This window comes from Pseudarthrobacter defluvii, from assembly GCF_030323865.1.
Lineage (GTDB): Bacteria > Actinomycetota > Actinomycetes > Actinomycetales > Micrococcaceae > Arthrobacter > Arthrobacter sedimenti.
Window position 1 is genome coordinate 3,169,444 of record NZ_CP066362.1, and the last position, 15,917, is coordinate 3,185,360.

At 66.8% G+C, this 15,917-nt stretch carries 15 protein-coding genes; 9 read left to right on the plus strand and 6 right to left on the minus strand.

Going from position 1 to position 15,917, the window contains the following annotated elements; genetic code table 11:
* Nucleotides 1-11 precede the first annotated feature (11 nt).
* From JCQ34_RS14710 to JCQ34_RS14735, 6 genes are read left to right on the plus strand one after another with little or no spacing between them, the layout of a single operon-like run.
* Nucleotides 12-1,079, plus strand: a complete 1,068-nt coding sequence (locus JCQ34_RS14710) for a polyprenyl synthetase family protein (RefSeq protein WP_286398587.1) — start codon at nucleotides 12-14, stop codon at nucleotides 1,077-1,079.
* On the plus strand, nucleotides 1,076-1,990 hold the full coding sequence (locus JCQ34_RS14715; RefSeq protein ID WP_286398588.1) for a phytoene/squalene synthase family protein: 915 nt from the start codon (nucleotides 1,076-1,078) through the stop codon (nucleotides 1,988-1,990). Before JCQ34_RS14710 ends, JCQ34_RS14715 begins: the two co-directional genes overlap by 4 nt.
* Nucleotides 1,987-3,621, plus strand: coding sequence for a phytoene desaturase family protein (gene crtI, locus JCQ34_RS14720; protein WP_286398590.1), 1,635 nt, complete (start codon nucleotides 1,987-1,989; stop codon nucleotides 3,619-3,621). Before JCQ34_RS14715 ends, crtI begins: the two co-directional genes overlap by 4 nt.
* Nucleotides 3,618-3,965, plus strand: a complete 348-nt coding sequence (locus JCQ34_RS14725; protein ID WP_286398591.1) for a lycopene cyclase domain-containing protein — start codon at nucleotides 3,618-3,620, stop codon at nucleotides 3,963-3,965. The genes crtI and JCQ34_RS14725 overlap by 4 nt, the downstream gene beginning before the upstream one ends.
* On the plus strand, nucleotides 3,962-4,297 hold the full coding sequence (locus JCQ34_RS14730) for a lycopene cyclase domain-containing protein (protein WP_286398593.1): 336 nt from the start codon (nucleotides 3,962-3,964) through the stop codon (nucleotides 4,295-4,297). Before JCQ34_RS14725 ends, JCQ34_RS14730 begins: the two co-directional genes overlap by 4 nt.
* On the plus strand, nucleotides 4,294-5,157 hold the full coding sequence (locus JCQ34_RS14735; RefSeq protein ID WP_286398594.1) for a prenyltransferase: 864 nt from the start codon (nucleotides 4,294-4,296) through the stop codon (nucleotides 5,155-5,157). The genes JCQ34_RS14730 and JCQ34_RS14735 overlap by 4 nt, the downstream gene beginning before the upstream one ends.
* 24 nt (nucleotides 5,158-5,181) lie before the next feature.
* On the opposite strand, the gene JCQ34_RS14740 is transcribed toward JCQ34_RS14735, so the two are convergent.
* From JCQ34_RS14740 to JCQ34_RS14755, 4 genes are read right to left on the minus strand one after another with little or no spacing between them, the layout of a single operon-like run.
* Complete coding sequence (locus JCQ34_RS14740) at nucleotides 5,182-6,756, minus strand: UxaA family hydrolase (RefSeq protein WP_286398596.1); 1,575 nt, start codon at nucleotides 6,754-6,756, stop codon at nucleotides 5,182-5,184.
* Between the two features lie 47 nt (nucleotides 6,757-6,803).
* A complete protein-coding gene (locus JCQ34_RS14745) occupies nucleotides 6,804-7,769 on the minus strand; it encodes a C-terminal binding protein (RefSeq protein ID WP_286398598.1) in 966 nt (321 codons plus the stop codon).
* Between the two features lie 34 nt (nucleotides 7,770-7,803).
* Nucleotides 7,804-8,715: a dihydrodipicolinate synthase family protein gene (locus JCQ34_RS14750; RefSeq protein WP_286398600.1), complete on the minus strand. Its 912-nt coding sequence runs from the start codon at nucleotides 8,713-8,715 to the stop codon at nucleotides 7,804-7,806.
* Nucleotides 8,716-8,755: 40 nt separating this feature from the next.
* A complete protein-coding gene (locus JCQ34_RS14755; protein WP_286398601.1) occupies nucleotides 8,756-10,237 on the minus strand; it encodes an MFS transporter in 1,482 nt (493 codons plus the stop codon).
* A 309-nt stretch (nucleotides 10,238-10,546) separates the two neighbouring features.
* Here JCQ34_RS14755 and JCQ34_RS14760 point away from each other — a divergent pair, with 309 nt between their 5' ends.
* On the plus strand, nucleotides 10,547-11,761 hold the full coding sequence (locus tag JCQ34_RS14760; RefSeq protein ID WP_286398603.1) for an alpha-hydroxy acid oxidase: 1,215 nt from the start codon (nucleotides 10,547-10,549) through the stop codon (nucleotides 11,759-11,761).
* Nucleotides 11,762-11,792: 31 nt separating this feature from the next.
* On the opposite strand, the gene JCQ34_RS14765 is transcribed toward JCQ34_RS14760, so the two are convergent.
* On the minus strand, nucleotides 11,793-12,548 hold the full coding sequence (locus tag JCQ34_RS14765; protein ID WP_286398604.1) for an IclR family transcriptional regulator: 756 nt from the start codon (nucleotides 12,546-12,548) through the stop codon (nucleotides 11,793-11,795).
* A 128-nt stretch (nucleotides 12,549-12,676) separates the two neighbouring features.
* On the opposite strand from JCQ34_RS14765, the gene JCQ34_RS14770 reads away from it, so the two are divergent.
* Both JCQ34_RS14770 and JCQ34_RS14775 read left to right on the plus strand, forming a co-directional pair.
* Entirely contained in the window at nucleotides 12,677-14,149 is a 1,473-nt protein-coding gene (locus JCQ34_RS14770) for an aldehyde dehydrogenase (NADP(+)) (RefSeq protein ID WP_286398605.1), read from the plus strand.
* Entirely contained in the window at nucleotides 14,146-15,327 is a 1,182-nt protein-coding gene (locus tag JCQ34_RS14775; RefSeq protein WP_286398606.1) for a fumarylacetoacetate hydrolase family protein, read from the plus strand. Before JCQ34_RS14770 ends, JCQ34_RS14775 begins: the two co-directional genes overlap by 4 nt.
* A gap of 65 nt (nucleotides 15,328-15,392) precedes the next feature.
* Here the strand turns inward: JCQ34_RS14775 and JCQ34_RS14780 are convergent, their stop codons facing one another.
* The gene (locus tag JCQ34_RS14780; RefSeq protein WP_286398607.1) at nucleotides 15,393-15,803 is read right to left on the minus strand and encodes a hypothetical protein; all 411 of its coding nucleotides are present in this window, start codon (nucleotides 15,801-15,803) and stop codon (nucleotides 15,393-15,395) included.
* Between the last annotated feature and the right edge of the window lie 114 nt (nucleotides 15,804-15,917).

The following is a 15,917-nucleotide window of genomic DNA, read 5'->3' on the forward strand; positions in this document are numbered from 1 at the left end:
TTACTTTACATATGGATATGGGGACCACGCTGGCGCAGACAGATGACGGCCAACTGGTCAATGAAGTTCTGGACGGGTTCTTCGCCCGGGCCAAGGTGCGGGCCGGTGCCATGCACCCGCAGTACCTCGGCCTGTGGGAACACCTGGAGGCCTGCACGGTGGGCGGCAAGCGGTTCCGTCCCCGGCTGGTGATGACCACCTACTCGCTGCTGGGCGGCACCGACAGGACTGCGGCAGCCACCGTGGCCGCGTCCTACGAGCTGCTGCACACGGCCCTGATCATCCACGACGACGTGGTGGACCAGGATTTCACCCGCCGCGGGGTTCCCAACCTCGCCGGTGCCTACCGCAGCCTCGCAACGGACCAGGGCAGCAGCCCGGAGCGCGCGGAGCACACCGGCGCGTCCGCGGCCGTGATCGCCGGGGACCTGGCCCTGGCCAACGCCTACCGGTTCCTGGCGGAGGTTAACGCGGACCCGGCCACGCGGCAGCGCCTCGGCGACCTGCTGGATGAGGCCGTCGTGGCCTCCGCGGCCGGCGAGCTCCTGGACGTGCTGGCGCCCCTGGACCCCATGCCGCAGACCGTGGACCAGGTCCTGGAGATGTCCAAGCTGAAAACCGCCGTCTACTCCTTCGACACCCCGCTGCGCGCCGGAGCGGTCCTGGCCGGCGCTGACCAGGAGCTGGTGGAGGCCCTGGGCGAGTTCGGCCGCATCATCGGCACCGCGTACCAGGTGGCGGACGACCTGGTGGGCGCGTTCGGTGACGAATCACGGACCGGCAAGACAGGCTGGGGCGACCTGCGCGAGGGCAAGCGCACCGCGCTGATCTCCTACGCGGCAGAGCAGCCCCAATGGGCCAGGATCAAAGAGCTGCTGTCCAATGACCTCACGGCCACCGATGCGGCCGAGATCCGTGAACTCCTGGTGGCGTCCGGGGCACGGGACAAGACCCTGAAGCTGGCCGCGGACCTCACGGAGCGGGCCCTGGACGTCCTGGTCCAGCCGTTCGTGCCGCAGGCGCTGCGGGACGGCCTCTCCCCCTTGTCCCGCCTGGTCACCGATCGGATGGGCGTATGAAGCGGGACCGCGACGCGCTGGCCGATTACACCGCCACCGCCCTCAAGTCCTCCGGCGTGGTGCTCCGCTCCTATTCGAGTTCGTTTGGGCTGGCGTGCCGGTTGTTCGACGACGCCGTGCGCCGCCAGGTGGATTCCGTGTACGCGCTGGTACGGGTGGCGGATGAAATTGTCGACGGCGTCACCTCCGCCGCGGGCCTGTCACCGGAGGAGAGCCGGCGGCAGCTGGACGCGTTCGAGCAGGAAACCGAGAACGCCATGACCACCGGGTACAGCACCAACCTGGTGATCCACGCGTTCGCGGACACCGCCCGCCGGACCGGCATCGGCACCGACCTCACCCGCCCCTTCTTCGCCTCGATGCGGGCCGACCTGGACCAGACGGAACACACCCAGGAATCGTTCAACGAGTACGTCTACGGGTCCGCCGAAGTAGTGGGCCTGATGTGCCTGAAGTGCTTCCTGCACCGGCACCCGGTCAGCGAAGAGGAACGGGCCCGGCTGGAGCGCGGCGCCCGGCACCTGGGCGCGGCCTTCCAGAAGATCAACTTCCTGCGCGACCTGGCCGAGGACTTCACCTCCCTGGGCCGCAGCTACTTCCCCGGCGTCAGCCCCGCCAACTTCGATGAGGCGCAGAAGATCCGGCTGCTGGCGGACATCGACCACGACCTGCAGGAATCCCGCGCGGTCCTGCGCAGCCTGCCCACGTCCTGCCGGCTGGCGGTGGCCCTGGCCCAGGAGCTCTTCGCCGAACTCGCCGAGCGGATCCGGGTCACGCCTGCACCCGACCTGATCCGGGCAAGGATCAGCGTGCCCACCCCCGTGAAGCTGAAGATCGCCGCCGCCGTGCTCACCGGCAGGCGCGGGCTGGAACCTGCGGGCCCGCGTCCGGCCAGGGTGGCGGCGCAGTGAGCGGCACCGGGGGGAAACCGGTGACGTCAGGGCGGACGGTGGTGGTGATCGGCGGCGGCATCAGCGGATTGGCGACGGCGGCCCTGCTCGCCACCGAGGGGCACCGAGTCACCATCCTGGAGAAACAGGACGTTCTGGGCGGCAGGGCGTACACGTTCAGTGAAGAGGGTTTCAGGTTCGACGCCGGGCCCTCCTGGTACCTGATGCCCGAGGTGATCGACCACTACTTCCAGCTCCTGGGCACCTCCGCCGCCGAGCAGCTGGACCTGGTGAAGCTGGATCCGGGCTACCGGCTCATCTCCGAAGGAGCCGGCGAACCGGCGGACGTCCCGGCGGGGCGGCAACGGGTGGTGGAGCTGTTTGAGCGGCTGGAGCCCGGCGCCGGTGCGCGGCTGGAGAAGTACCTGGACTCCGCGGCCGAGACCTACACCATGGCCAAGCGCCGCTTCCTGTATCCCACGTTCCAGTCGTTCGCCCCGCTGCTGGTGCCGGAAATCCTCACCCGGCTCCCCCGGCTGGCCCGCCTGCTGCTGGAGCCGCTGCACAGCTACGCCCGCCGCTACGTCAGCAACCCCAGCCTGCAGCAGATCCTGGAGTACCCGGCGGTGTTCCTGGGTGCCTCACCCTTTACCGCGCCCAGCATGTACCACCTGATGAGCCACCTGGACCTGGACGTGGGCGTCCACTACCCCATGGGCGGTTTCGCGCGACTGGTGGAGGCGCTGGAAAAGCAGGCCCGCGACGCCGGCGTGGAAATCCGGGCCAACGCCGAGGTCCTGCAAATCGAGACCGCGCCCATCATCTCGCGGCGCCGCCCGGCCGCGGTGCGCGGGGTGCGCTTCCGCAACGGCGACGGAACCGAAGAAACCCTGCCGGCCGACGTCGTCATTTCCGCCGCGGACCTGCACCACAGTGAAACTGCCCTGCTCCCCAGGAACCTGCAGACCTATCCCGAACGGTACTGGTCAAAGCGCACCGCGGGGCCCAGCGCCCTGCTGCTGTACCTCGGTGTGCGCGGCGGGCTGCCCCAGCTGGAGCACCACACCCTCCTCTTCACCAGGGACTGGGAGGAGAACTTCAAGGCGATCTTCGGCAAGGAGACCTTCATCCCTGAGCCGGCGTCGATGTACGTGTGCAAGCCCAGCGCCACCGATCCGGACGTGGCGCCCGACGGGCACGAGAACGTATTCGTGCTGGTGCCCATTCCTCCGGATCCAGGGTTGGGCGGCGGCGGCGATGAGCGGCTGGAGCGCGCGGCGGACTCGGTGATCGGGCAGCTCAGCGAGTGGGCCGGCATCCCGGATCTGGCCGAGCGGATTGTGGTGCGGCGGATGTACGGGCCGGCTGACTTTGAGCGGGATTACCATTCGTGGAAGGGCACGTCGCTGGGGCCGGCGCACACGCTGAAGCAGAGCGCGTTCTTCCGGGCCGGCAACGTCAGCCGCAAGGTGGAGGGGCTGTACTACGCGGGGGCGTCCACCATCCCGGGGATCGGCATTCCCATGTGCCTGATCAGCGCCGAGCTGGTGGTGAAGCGGCTGCGCGGGGACACCAGCACCGGTCCGCTGCCGGCACCGCTGCGTCCGGCAGGCGTTGCGGAAGGATCAGTTTCAAGAGGTACGACGGCGTGACGGCGGTTGCGTACCTGGCGTTCCTTTTGGTGTCGCTGGGCTGCATGGTGCTGCTGGACCAGCGGCTGCGGCTTTTCTTCTGGCAGGACGCGCGGCGCGCGGCCGTGGTGCTGGCGGCGGGGCTGGTGTTCTTCCTGGCGTGGGACCTGTCCGGGATCGGGCTGGGCATCTTCTTTCGGGGGCACAACGAGACGATCGGGATCGAGCTGGCCCCGGAGCTGCCGCTGGAGGAGCCCATCTTTTTGGTGTTCCTCTGCTACCTGGTGATGAACCTGTTCCAGCTGTTCCGGCGGCTCCTCGCGGCCCGCCTGCCGCACACCGAGAAAGTGGAGGAACGGTCATGAGCTACTGGGCTCTCAACGCGGTGTTCCTGCTCGCGGCCCTGGCCGCCGGCACCGCCGCCGCCGTCAGGCTCAAGCACCGCTCACGCAAGGTGGCGCTGGCGGCGGCCGGTGGGGCGGCCGTCGTCGTACTGGTCCTGACGGCGGTGTTCGACAACCTGATGATCGCCTTCGGGCTGTTCACCTACGCGCCGGAGATGATTTCCGGGGTGAAGGTGGGGCTGGCCCCGCTGGAGGATTTCGCGTATCCGGTGGCCGCGGTGCTGCTGCTGCCGGGGCTGTGGATCCTGCTGGAGCGCAGATCGGCCACGTCCAAGGCGGGGAGGCGGCCATGAAGACCCTGCGCATGCTCCTGCTGTCCTCCCGGCCGCTGTCCTGGGTGAACACGGCCTACCCGTTTGCAGCGGCGTACCTGCTCACGGCGCGGGAGATCGATGTGGCCTGGGTGGTGGGGACCCTGTATTTCCTGGTCCCGTACAACCTGGCGATGTACGGCATCAATGACGTGTTCGACTACGAATCGGACCTCCGGAACCCGCGCAAGGGCGGGGTGGAGGGCGCGGTGCTGGACCGGACCATGCACGCCATTACGCTGCGGGCGGCGATCGGCACCAATGTGCCGTTCCTGGCGATGCTGGTGCTGCTGGGCAATCCGCTGTCCTGGCTGGTGCTGGCGGTCAGCATCTTCGCGGTGGTGGCATACAGCGCGCCCGGGCTGCGGTTCAAGGAGCGGCCGTTCCTGGACTCGGCCACGTCCAGCACGCACTTCGTGAGCCCGGCGGTGTACGGGCTGGTGCTGGCGCAGGCGCAGTTCACTCCTGCCCTGTGGGCGCTGCTGGGGGCGTTCTTCCTGTGGGGCGTGGCCAGCCATGCGTTCGGCGCAGTGCAGGACGTGGTGGCGGACCGGGCCGGCGGCATCGGCTCCGTAGCCACCGTGATCGGGGCCCGGGCCACGGTGCGCTTCGCGATTGCCGCCTACCTGCTGGCCGGCGTGCTGCTGCTGCTCACGCCGTGGCCGGGACCGCTGGCGGCCCTGCTGGCACTTCCCTACGCGGTGAGCATCCTCCCCTTCGCATCCGTAACAGACGCAAATTCGGAGCAGGCCCACCGCGGCTGGGAGCGGTTCCTGTGGCTGAACTACGTCACCGGATTCTTCGTGACCATGCTGCTGATCTGGTACGCGGCGGTGCGGTAACAGGCAGGATGCGCTAAGCGGCGCCTAGAGAACGGTGGACAGCTGCCACGGGACAAACTCGTTGTCCCCGTAGCCCAGTTCCTCGCTCTTGGTTTCCTGGCCCGAGGCCACCGCCAGGATGAGGTCGAAGATCTGCTGCCCCATCTCCTCGATGGTCAACTGCCCGTCCGCCACCGCCCCGCAGTTCACGTCCATGTCGTCCCGCATGCGTTCATACAGCGGGGTGTTGGTGGCGAGCTTGATGCTCGGTGTGGGCTTGCAGCCAAAGGCGGAACCGCGGCCGGTGGTGAATGCCAGGACCTGGGCGCCGCCGGCAACCATGCCGGTGGCGTTGACGGGGTCGTATCCCGGGGTGTCCATGAAGACCAGGCCGTGGGCGGTGATCGGTTCGGCGTACTCCACGACGTCCACCAGGTTGGTGGTGCCGCCCTTCGCCACGGCTCCCAGGGACTTTTCCAGGATGGTGGTGAGGCCGCCGGCCTTGTTCCCGGGAGACGGATTGTTGTTGATCGACGACCCGTCCTGGCTAACGTGCTGTTCCCACCAGCGGATGCGTTCCATGAGCTTGTCCGCCGTACGCTGGGACTCGGCACGGGACGTGAGCAGGTGTTCGGCGCCGTAGATTTCCGTGGTTTCGCCGAATACCGCGGTGCCGCCGTGCCTGATGAGCAGGTCCGCGGCGGCGCCCAGGGCAGGATTCGCTGTAACGCCGGAGAAGGCGTCCGAGCCGCCGCACTCCATGGCGAGGACGAGTTCCGAGGCGGGCACGGTTGTCCTCTGCGACTTGTTGATCTCGGGAAGCAGTTCCTCGATGCGCCGCACGCCTTCGGCCACCGTGGCCTTGGTGCCGCCCTGCGCCTGGATGGTCATGCTGGAAATCGACTTGTCAGGGCTCAGCGACCACCCGGTGGTGAGGCCGGCAATCTGGTTGACTTCGCAGCCCAGCCCCAGCACCAGGATGCTGGCGAAGTTGGGGTGGTTCGCGTACCCGTGGAGGGTCCGGCGCAGCACCTCAAAGCCGTAATTGCCGTCGCCTCCGGTGCCGCACCCCGACGAATGGGTCAGGGCCACCACGCCGTCCACGTTTGGGTACTGGTCCAGGACCCCGCTGTTCTCGATCCGGGAGGCGATGAGTTTCGCCGCCGTCGCGGAACAGTTGACGGACGTCAGGATGCCGATGTAGTTCCGGGTACCGACGGAGCCGTTGCTCCGCCGGTACCCCTGGAAAGTTGCCCGCTGATCCTCGGGCACAAACTCGGTGGTCCGCAGCGCGGTGCCCGCCTGGCCGGCCCGGTCGAACTCCCGGTATGCCACGTTGTGGACGTGGACATGCTCGCCCTGCCGGATCTGGCGCCCCGCGAAGCCAATGATTTGCCCGTATTTCCGGACCGGTTCATCAGCCTCGATGGTCCGCAATGCCACCTTGTGTCCATTGGGAATCTCATCCGTGCACAGCACCTCACCATCCGCAACCGCGACGGAGGCGCCGGCGGGAACCGTCCCCAGGGCAGTGCCAACGTTGTCCTCCGGATGCAGGACCAGCAGTCCCATGTCCGCGGAAAGCCGCGGGTTGGCGATCAGTTCAATCGGTGTGTTCATGTTTCTGCCTTTACTGTTGGCCCCGCTCCGGCGGGCACCGGGGGTGGCTAGTTGAGGACCTCGGGGTTGACGATGTTGCGGGGCCGGCGGCCCAGGACGGCATCCACCACGTTCTCCGCGGTGCGCCGTTTCAACTCGTCACTGGACTCCTCCGTGTACCAGGCGGTGTGCGGTGTCAGCACCACGCGCTCAAGGTCCAGCAACGCACTGTTGAGGGGAAGGGGTTCTTCCTCAAAGACGTCCAGGCCTGCTGCCTGCAGCTTTCCGTTCTTCAGCGCGTCAACAAGGGCCGAAGTGTCAATAACCCCGCCGCGGCAGGTGTTGATGATGGTGGCCCCTGCCTTGAACTGTTCCAGCGTGCGTGCGTTGATCAGATGGTGCGTGTGCTTGTTCAACGGCACGTGCAAAGATACGACGTCGGACGCGGCCAGCAGTTCCTCCAAGGTCACCACCTCGATGCCCTCCTTGGTGGTGGTCCCCGGAGTGTGGAGGGGATCGTAGCCCAGGGCGCGGTAGCCCAGAGCCTTGGCCTTGGCTGCGGTGGCCGCCCCGATCAGGCCCAGTCCGATCACGCCGAAGGTCTGTGAGGAGAAGCGGCGGATCGGCTTGACCGAGTCGAGCCGGGTTTCCCCGGCCCGGACTCCCCTGTCCAGGTCCGGGATGCCGCGCGCCAGCGTCAGGGCCAGGGCAATGGCGTGGTCGCTGACGTCCTCCACACCGTAGTCGGGCACGTTGGACACCACCACGCCGCATTCGGTTGCGGCTGGGACGTCAACGGTGTCCACGCCTACCCCGTACCGGCTGACGGCTTTCAGGCGGGGCAGGCCTTTGAGGACGCGTTCGGTGATGGGGGCGTACTGGACGATGAGTCCGTCCACATCGGCCGCAGCCGCCAGGACGTCGTCCTCGGTCCTGCAGTTGGCCCGGACCAGTTCAACACCGTTGGCGTCTGCCACGGCCTGCTCCTGGCTGATCGACTCGAATTCGTAGTCGGTTATTAGTATGCGCGGCATGCCCGTCCTTTTCTCTTCCTGCATCCCCTGATCCTCACGCCCAGCGGAGGATCAGGGGGTCTTTGCGCTTGGCCATCTCCACCAGCTGCGCGCGGGTGTGCGGGTTCAGCTCCCCTACCGGATGGCGCGTCCTGTCGCTGGCAATGATGTTGCCCTCCTTCATCAGGACTTTAGTGGCGCGCAGCCCGCACTGCCGGTTCTCGAAGTGGATGAACGGAAGCAGGTCTTCCCAGGCGTGGATCGCCTTGTCCCGTTCGCCGGCGTGGAAATCCCGCACGATCTGGCCCAGCTGGTCTGGGACCATGCAGCTGCTCATCGTGCCCAGGGCCCCGGCTTCAAGGTCCGGGATGAGCGTGATGGCCTCCTCGCCGTCGAAAAGTCCGGGCAGCGACGGCCCGGCCGCGGCGCCGAGGACGCGGAGCTTGTCCGCGGCCTGGGACATCTCGATCTTGGCGTAGTTCACCTGGGGCACCTCCCTGGCGATCCGGGCCAGGAGGCCGACGGACAGCGGTGTGGTGCTCATCGGCGCGTCCTGGATCATGATGTCGATCTCCAGGCCATCAGCCACGCGCTTGAAGTACTCCACCACGGCGTCGTCGTCCACCTTCATGGTGGCCCCGAAGAACGGCGGCATGAGCATCACCATTTCCGCGCCAAGCTCCTGGGCCCGCAGGCTGCGTTCGCGGGCGATCCGCGTGCTGAAGTGGCTGGTGGTAACGCAGACCGGCAGCCGCCCGTCCAGGTGCTCCATGGTGGTCCGGAGCACCTGCTCGCGTTCCCCGTCGGTCAGGGAGAACTGTTCCGAGTAGTTGGCCAGGATGCAGACGGCGTCGGACTTGCCGTCCACCAGGTAATCCAGGACCCTGCGCTGGCCGTCAAGGTCCAGTTCCTCGTTGTCGGCGAAAATGGTGGGCGCTACCGGCATTACGCCAGTGATGGCACTCATGGTTGTCCTTCAGGGTTTGTAGGGGTTGCGGGCACCGGGATCAGCGGTTTGCGCTGACGGCTGCCACTGACGCGTCCTCGTAGTCTTCGGCGTCGATGTCGCGGCCGTGCGGGTCCCACTTGTTGACCAGGATCACCACGATGGCGATGGCGGGCACAACGGCGAGTACCAGCAGCGCCTTGGTTCCCCAGGCTGCGGTGGCCAGGGGCCAGAACACCAGGCCGGCGATCGCTCCAAGGCGGATGCCGATCTGGGTGAAGCCGGTGCCGGCACCGCGCAGGGACGTGGGATACGACATGGTGGCCATGGTCATGCCCTGGGCCCCGGGACCTGCTGCGTGGCAGAAGATCAGGAGGCCGATGACCAGGGCGCCGATGAAGGACCAGGCGCCTTCGACGTTGCTGAGGCTGCCGGCGATGATCATGCAGGTGAAGGTGCCGCAGAACCCGAGGAGTGAAAGCTTGCGCGGGCCGATCTTGCCGGAGAGGCGGGCACCGATGAAGCCGCCGGTGACGCCGAAGGCCAGGTTGAGGATCAGCGAGGACACGATGTTGGTCATGACGTTCTGGGTGTGCAGCATGGCCAGCACGATCTGCCCCACGAAGAAGCCGACGGCGTAGTACTCCATGGACTGGCCGGCGTTGATGACCAGGGCCAGGCCGGTACGGCCGCGGTACTTCTTGCCCACGAGCTTGCCCCAGGCCTGGGTCAGGGTCATCTGGAACTGCTTGCGCTCGGCACGGGGATCCACGGCGTCTTCCGCCACTTCGGCGTCCACGTTGTAGGTCCGCTTGAGGATCCTGGCTGCTTCATGCAGGCCCAGGTTCTGCGCGGCCCAGGAGGGGGATTCCGCCATGTACTTCTGGCGGAAGATCATGATCAGGATGGCAGGGACGGCACCGAAGCCCACAACGATGCGCCACATCTGGTTTTCCGGCCACTGCATGCCCTGGAAGAGGAAGTACACGGGGATCAGCAGCGCGAAGGTGGAGGCGACGGCGGCGTACCACATGGGCTGCCAGAGCGAGACGGTGCCGCCCTTCTTCTTCCGGGAAGCGTATTCGGCCAGGAAGCTGAACGCGACGGGGAAGTCGACGCCGATGCCCACGCCCATGATGAAGCGGGCAATGATGAGGGTCCAGACGTCCGGTGCGACGGCGCAGGCGATGGCGGCGACGACGAAGAAGACCATGTCCGCCATGAACACCTTGAACCGGCCCAGCTTGTCCACGAAGTACCCGCCGAAGACTGATCCGACGAGGGCGCCCACCATGATCGAGGCGGACACCACGGACAGCATCTCGGGGGTCAGGTGGAAGTCCTTCGAGATATAGGGAAGGCCGAACGCCACCGAGGTGAAGTCGTAGGCGTCCAGGAAGATGCCGCCCAGGGCGATGAGGGTAATGGCGAACGATTTGCCCGTCTTGAGGGCACCGCTGTTGATGAGGTCTGTGACGTCCTGGGCGGAGCGCAGGACGATCCGTCCGCCGCTGGGCGCAGCGGCGTTGGGGACTGCTGACATTGGGGGTCCTTTCGAAAGCCCACTGCTTTGTGGGTCTCGCAACTTGGCAAGTTCTGTGTTCGATATTTCGAACGTTGGTCGATGTGGCGATCAAGCATTCGCTGGGGTAGGGTGATCGGGAACACAAAGGAGTCTAGGGATACCACCCCGGACCGTCAAGCGCTGAACCGGAATTTGGATGGTAATGCCTGCACCAGCGGCGATGCAGCCGCCAGCGGCCGCGGGCCCCAACCGCCAAACTGCCAGACTCACCAGTGCCAGCTTGCCGACCTTTGTACTAAATTTCGAACGTGAAAGGGGTTACTCCCCATGGAGGACCGTCAACTGCCCAAGTGGTCCGAGATCCGCGAACTTGTCCAGTTCCGGAGCTTCGAGCTGGATCCCGTGCAGCGAAGGCTTGCCCGGGCGTTCACCATCGCGGACCTTCGCGCCATGGCCCGGAAGACCACGCCGAAAGCTGTCTTCAACTACACGGACGGCGCCGCCGAAGAAGAGATCACCATCGCCAGGTGCCGGCAGGCCTACCGTGACGTGGAGTTCTCACCGGCAGTCCTCCGTGATGTCTCGGATCCCGATCCTTCCACGAAGCTTTTTGGCCGCACCATCGACTTCCCCCTGGTCCTGGCGCCCACCGGCTACACGCGGATGATGCACAACGACGGCGAGAAGGCAGTTGCGCGGGTAGCAGCCCGGAACAACATCCCGTACACCCTCTCCACGGTGGGCACCACCACCGTGGAGGACCTCGCCAAGGCGGTGCCCGAAGGGAACAACTGGTTCCAGCTCTACATCGCCAAGGACCGGAGCAAGACGGAGGGCCTGCTGGAGCGGGTGCTCACCAGCGGCTACGACGTCCTGATGGTCACCGTGGACACGCAGGTTGGCGGCGCCCGCGTCAGGGAGCTGCGTGACGGCCTGACCATTCCGCCCACGTTGTCGCCGAAGACCTTTGCGGACATGGCCCTGCACCCGTCCTGGTGGTTCGACAAGCTCACCACCCCACCCATCGAGTTCGCGTCACTCCGGGGCTTCGGCGGGAACTCGGCAGAGGTGGCGGACCAGGTGTTCGATCCCGCCCTGACGTTCGAGGACATCGCCTGGCTGCGTAAAGTGTGGCCGCACAAGCTGCTGGTCAAGGGCATCCAGACCGTCAAGGATGCGGAACGAGTTTTCGAGCTGGGCTGCGACGGCGTGGTCCTGTCCAACCACGGAGGGCGGCAACTGGACCGCTCGCCCACCATCCTGAAGATCCTGCCCCGGGTCCGCGAGGCCCTGGGCCCGGACGCTACGGTGCTGATCGACAGCGGCATCATGTCCGGCAGTGACATCCTGGCCGCCGTCGGCCTGGGTGCGGATGCGGCGATGGTGGGCCGGGCCTACCTCTACGGCCTGATGGCCGGCGGCGAGCGCGGCGCCGCCCAGGCCGTGAAGATCCTGCGCTCCCAGTACGTACGGTCCATGCAGCTGCTGGGCGTCAAGTCCACGGCCGGCATTTCGGGCGATCATGTGGCGCTGGCCGGCTGACCGCCAGGGGTGCGCCCCGCTCCCCCGGCCGTCAGCGGTAGCCGAGCTCGGCACTCAGGCGGGCGGCGCCGTCGGCCGCCAGCGCCGACCATTCCTCCACCGGGCGCTGGTTCCAGCGCATGTCCGGAACGGAGATGCTCAGGGCCGCCACCACTGCGCCGGTGTGGTCCCGGACCGGCGCGGCCACGCAGGAAACGTCCGGGGTGGACTCCCCGGACTCGAAGGCCAGCCCGGAGGCACGGATCTCGTCCAGGACGTTGGCGAGTGCGTGGGGTTCAGTGATGCTTTTGGGGGTCAGTTTGGCAAGGCCCTTTGTGAAGATGCGCTTGCGTTCGGCGTCCGGCAGGTACGCCAGGAGGGCCTTGCCCACGGCGGTGCAGCTTGCCGGAAGCCGGCCCCCCATGCGCGAGACCATGCGCACGGACTGGGTGCTGTCCACCTTGCAGATGTACACCACGTCCGCGCCGTCGAGCATTCCCACATTGACGGTCTCGTCGCACTCCCTGCCCACGGACTGGGCGATGCGCAGCCCGACGGCGTGCAGGTCCAGCCGTTCGGCGAACGCGTTGCCCAGCCGGAAGACGCTCAGCCCCAGGTGGTAGGTGGCAGTGGCATCGTCCCGGCGGAGGTATTTGCGCTCCGTCAGGGTGGTGAGGAGTTCGTGGACGGTTGTCCGGGGAAGGCCGGTCCGTTGCACCACCTCGGGTGCGGAGAGCCCGTGGCGGGCGTCCATGAAAAGCTCCAGGACGTCGAGGCTCCTGACGACGGCGGGGGTCAAGCGGGGCACGTGGAGTCCTTTCGTTGGGGGCGCGTTGGCTTAGCGCGGCTTCCAGTCTACGCGCACCGTTCGAAATATCGCACATTGTTCGACAAGGCAGGAATTTGGAACTAAAGATGATTCCAGGAGGAAACAACATGCACACCACCCCAGAGCAGGTCGAGAACCAAATAGTGGCCGCGCACGCGGCCTACGAGCAGGCCCGGGACGTGGAACCGCAGGTCCGCGGGTCCTGGCTGGAGGCCATCGCCGCCGCCCTCGAAGCCAACGCGGATGAGCTCGTTGGCCTCGGAGAGCAGGAAACCCACCTGGACCAGGGCCGGCTGCGTTTCGAACTGAAGCGCTCGGTCTTCCAGCTGCGCCTGTTCCGCAGCGAAATCCTTGCCGGCGAGCACCTGGGCGCCATCATTGACCACGCCGACCAGGACTGGGGAATGGGCCCCCGTCCGGACCTCCGGAGGGTCAACGTGCCCCTCGGCGTCGTAGGCGTCTTCGGTGCCTCCAACTTCCCCTTTGCCTTCAGCGTGATGGGCGGGGACACCGCCTCCGCCCTCGCGGCCGGCTGCGCCGTGGTGCACAAGATCCATGAAGGGCACCTGCAGCTGGCGCTGCGCACGGCGGCCCTCGTCGAGGAGGCCCTTGCTTCGGCAGGAGCGCCGCAGGGACTTTTCTCCGCCGTGGTGGGCCGCCAGGCAGCCGAGGCACTCGTTGACCATCCGCTGACCAAGGCGATTGGCTTCACGGGCTCCACTGCGGGCGGCCGGGCGCTTTTCGACCGGGCCAGCCGCCGCCCCACCCCCATCCCCTTCTACGGCGAGCTGGGGAGCATCAACCCCGTATTCGTCACGGAGCAGGCCTGGGACGTGCGCCGGGACGCGATCCTTTCGGGCTATGCCGCATCCTTCACTGCCGGGATGGGGCAGTTCTGCACCAAGCCGGGGCTGCTGTTCGCGCCGGTGGAGGATACGGACGAGGTGGCAGCCCTGCTGCAGCAGGAGCTTGAGTCCAAGAGCCTGGCACCGCTCCTGAGCCCGAAGCTCCGCGAGGGTTTCGACGCCGCGCTGGACAAGGTGCGGTCCGCCGAGGGCGTGGACGTGCTGGTGAAGGGCGACGACGCCGAAGCTCCCCGGCCCACCGTGCTGGCCACCACCGCGGAGGCAGTGCTGGCACAGCCGGAGCTGCTGGAGCAGGAGATGTTCGGCCCCGCCACCCTGCTCATCCGGTATCGTCCCGGAACAGACCTCACCGAACTGGCCGCCCTGCTGGAGGGCCAGCTGACGGCCACTGTCCAGGGTGAGCCGGAGGAAAAGCTCGATGACCTGCTGACGGTGCTGCGGGAACGGAGCGGCCGGTTGGTGTGGAACGCCTGGCCGACGGGAGTCAGCGTCACCTACGCGCAGCAGCATGGTGGGCCCTACCCCGCCACCACCGCCGCGTCCACCACCTCCGTGGGGACGGCTGCCATCGGACGGTTCATGCGCCCGGTTGCCTATGACTCCTTCGCCCCGGAGCAGCTTCCGCCTGCCCTGCGGGATGACAACCCCTGGAACATCACGCGGCGGGTGGACGGAATCCACCAGCCTGCCTCACAGAAAGCTGAAACACGATGACGACTGTTAGTGCAGACCAGGTCCTGCCCGCGGATGCGGACAAGGCCCTTTTGGTGGGGCGCGTGTGGGACCCGGAGACCGGTGGGCCGCGCGTGGTCTCCATCAGCGGACAGGACGTCTTCGACCACACTGCCCACGTAAGTACCGTTTCCGAGCTTATGGACCTGGATGACCCGGCGGGGCTCATCACTGCCACCCGCGAGTCGCCCAGTTGGGACCTCGCTGCCCTGATCGATGCGTCCCTGGCGCAGGACACGGAACGCCCGCACCTCCTGGCCCCGGTGGACCTGCAGGTGGTCAAAGCCTGCGGCGTGACGTTCGTTGACAGCATGATTGAGCGGGTCATCGAGGAACGGTGCGGCGGTGACTTCCACCAGGCCGCGGCCGTCCGTGAGTCCGTCCTGGCTGTCCTTGGCTCAGACCTTGCCAGCGTGCGTCCAGGCTCCGAGGAGGCCCGGCAGGTCAAGGAGGTGTTGACGGCCAAGGGGATGTGGTCCCAGTACCTGGAGGTGGGGCTCGGCGCGGACCCGGAAGTCTTCACCAAGGCCCCGGTGCTCTCGAGTGTCGGGTTTGGGGCCCGGATCGGCATCCCGTCGTTTTCGAGCTGGAACAACCCGGAGCCGGAACTGGTCCTGGTCGTGGACTCCCGCGGCCAGGTACGTGGGGCGACCGTGGGCAATGACGTGAACCTGCGCGATGTGGAGGGACGCAGCGCACTCCTGCTGGGCATGGCCAAGGACAACAACGCGTCCTGTTCCATCGGCCCGTTTATCCGCCTCTTCGACGACCGGTTCAGCCTCGAGTCGCTGCGGAGCGAGGACATCACCCTGACCGTGGAGGGAACCGACGGCTACCGGCTGGACGGGCAGAACAGCCTGTCCCGGATCAGCAGGCCCTTCGAGGAACTGGTGGGGGCCGCCTACGGCAGGCACCACCAGTACCCGGACGGCTTCGCCCTGTTCACCGGCACGCTCTTTGCCCCCAGCCAGGACCGCGATACGCCGGGCCTGGGGTTCACGCACAAGGACGGAGACCGGGTCACCATCCACAGCGCCCAACTGGGGTCGTTGATCAACACCACGGGCACCGCCGAGGACCTCCCTGCCTGGAGTTTTGGGATCCGCGACCTAATGGAGTACCTGTCACGGTTTGTCCAGGTTCCGGTGCACGGGGGTTAAGACGAAAACCTTGAAGGCAGGGCCCGCGCTGGGCCCTGCCTTTCGCGGTATTGGGGAATGCTGTACTACGCCAGGTCTTCGAAGCTGTCCTCGCCGGGACGCCAGGCCATCCACCGCCCGTCCGGGAAGCCGCTGAGTTCGGCAATCTCGACGAAGATCTCTTCCTTGGCAGGGTGAATCACGATGGTGCCGGTGTCGAGCTCGACGTGGATGCCTGAGCCCGTCTCTTCAGTCGTTGAGATCACGGTGCCGGGGGCCAGCCGGCGCAGGGTATCGGCGTAGCCCAGCTCCTGCTCGCGCCAGACACGCCCGTCCTGCCGGACAACGGGCCACACGTAGGTGTTGAACGTGACGTGGCCAGGGGCCTCGTCTTTATCGAAGCGGAACTGCACGTAGTCGTTGAGGACGAACTCCACCGCGTACAGCCGCTGCCCCACCAGGCGGGACAGCAGCTCGTTCGGAACGTACGATGTCATCGGACTAGCCACCAGCCTTATTTACTCCCAGTAAACGACTCTAGTACGGGCTGGTGCTGCGCTGGCGCACTTCACTCCCGCTGTGGGCATTTGCTGGGCTGCCGAAGGGGACCG

What these genes read in the sequence shown, in the direction of transcription:
- JCQ34_RS14715 (WP_286398588.1), top strand. Translation starts at nt 1,076, where the DNA reads ATGAAGCGGGACCGCGACGCGCTGGCCGATTACACCGCCACCGCCCTC.
- JCQ34_RS14775 (WP_286398606.1), top strand. Translation starts at nt 14,146, where the DNA reads ATGACGACTGTTAGTGCAGACCAGGTCCTGCCCGCGGATGCGGACAAG.
- JCQ34_RS14735 (WP_286398594.1), top strand. Translation starts at nt 4,294, where the DNA reads ATGAAGACCCTGCGCATGCTCCTGCTGTCCTCCCGGCCGCTGTCCTGG.
- JCQ34_RS14740 (WP_286398596.1), bottom strand. Translation starts at nt 6,756, where the DNA reads ATGAACACACCGATTGAACTGATCGCCAACCCGCGGCTTTCCGCGGAC.
- JCQ34_RS14780 (WP_286398607.1), bottom strand. Translation starts at nt 15,803, where the DNA reads ATGACATCGTACGTTCCGAACGAGCTGCTGTCCCGCCTGGTGGGGCAG.
- JCQ34_RS14750 (WP_286398600.1), bottom strand. Translation starts at nt 8,715, where the DNA reads ATGAGTGCCATCACTGGCGTAATGCCGGTAGCGCCCACCATTTTCGCC.
- JCQ34_RS14770 (WP_286398605.1), top strand. Translation starts at nt 12,677, where the DNA reads ATGCACACCACCCCAGAGCAGGTCGAGAACCAAATAGTGGCCGCGCAC.
- JCQ34_RS14755 (WP_286398601.1), bottom strand. Translation starts at nt 10,237, where the DNA reads ATGTCAGCAGTCCCCAACGCCGCTGCGCCCAGCGGCGGACGGATCGTC.
- JCQ34_RS14730 (WP_286398593.1), top strand. Translation starts at nt 3,962, where the DNA reads ATGAGCTACTGGGCTCTCAACGCGGTGTTCCTGCTCGCGGCCCTGGCC.
- JCQ34_RS14760 (WP_286398603.1), top strand. Translation starts at nt 10,547, where the DNA reads ATGGAGGACCGTCAACTGCCCAAGTGGTCCGAGATCCGCGAACTTGTC.
- JCQ34_RS14710 (WP_286398587.1), top strand. Translation starts at nt 12, where the DNA reads ATGGATATGGGGACCACGCTGGCGCAGACAGATGACGGCCAACTGGTC.
- JCQ34_RS14745 (WP_286398598.1), bottom strand. Translation starts at nt 7,769, where the DNA reads ATGCCGCGCATACTAATAACCGACTACGAATTCGAGTCGATCAGCCAG.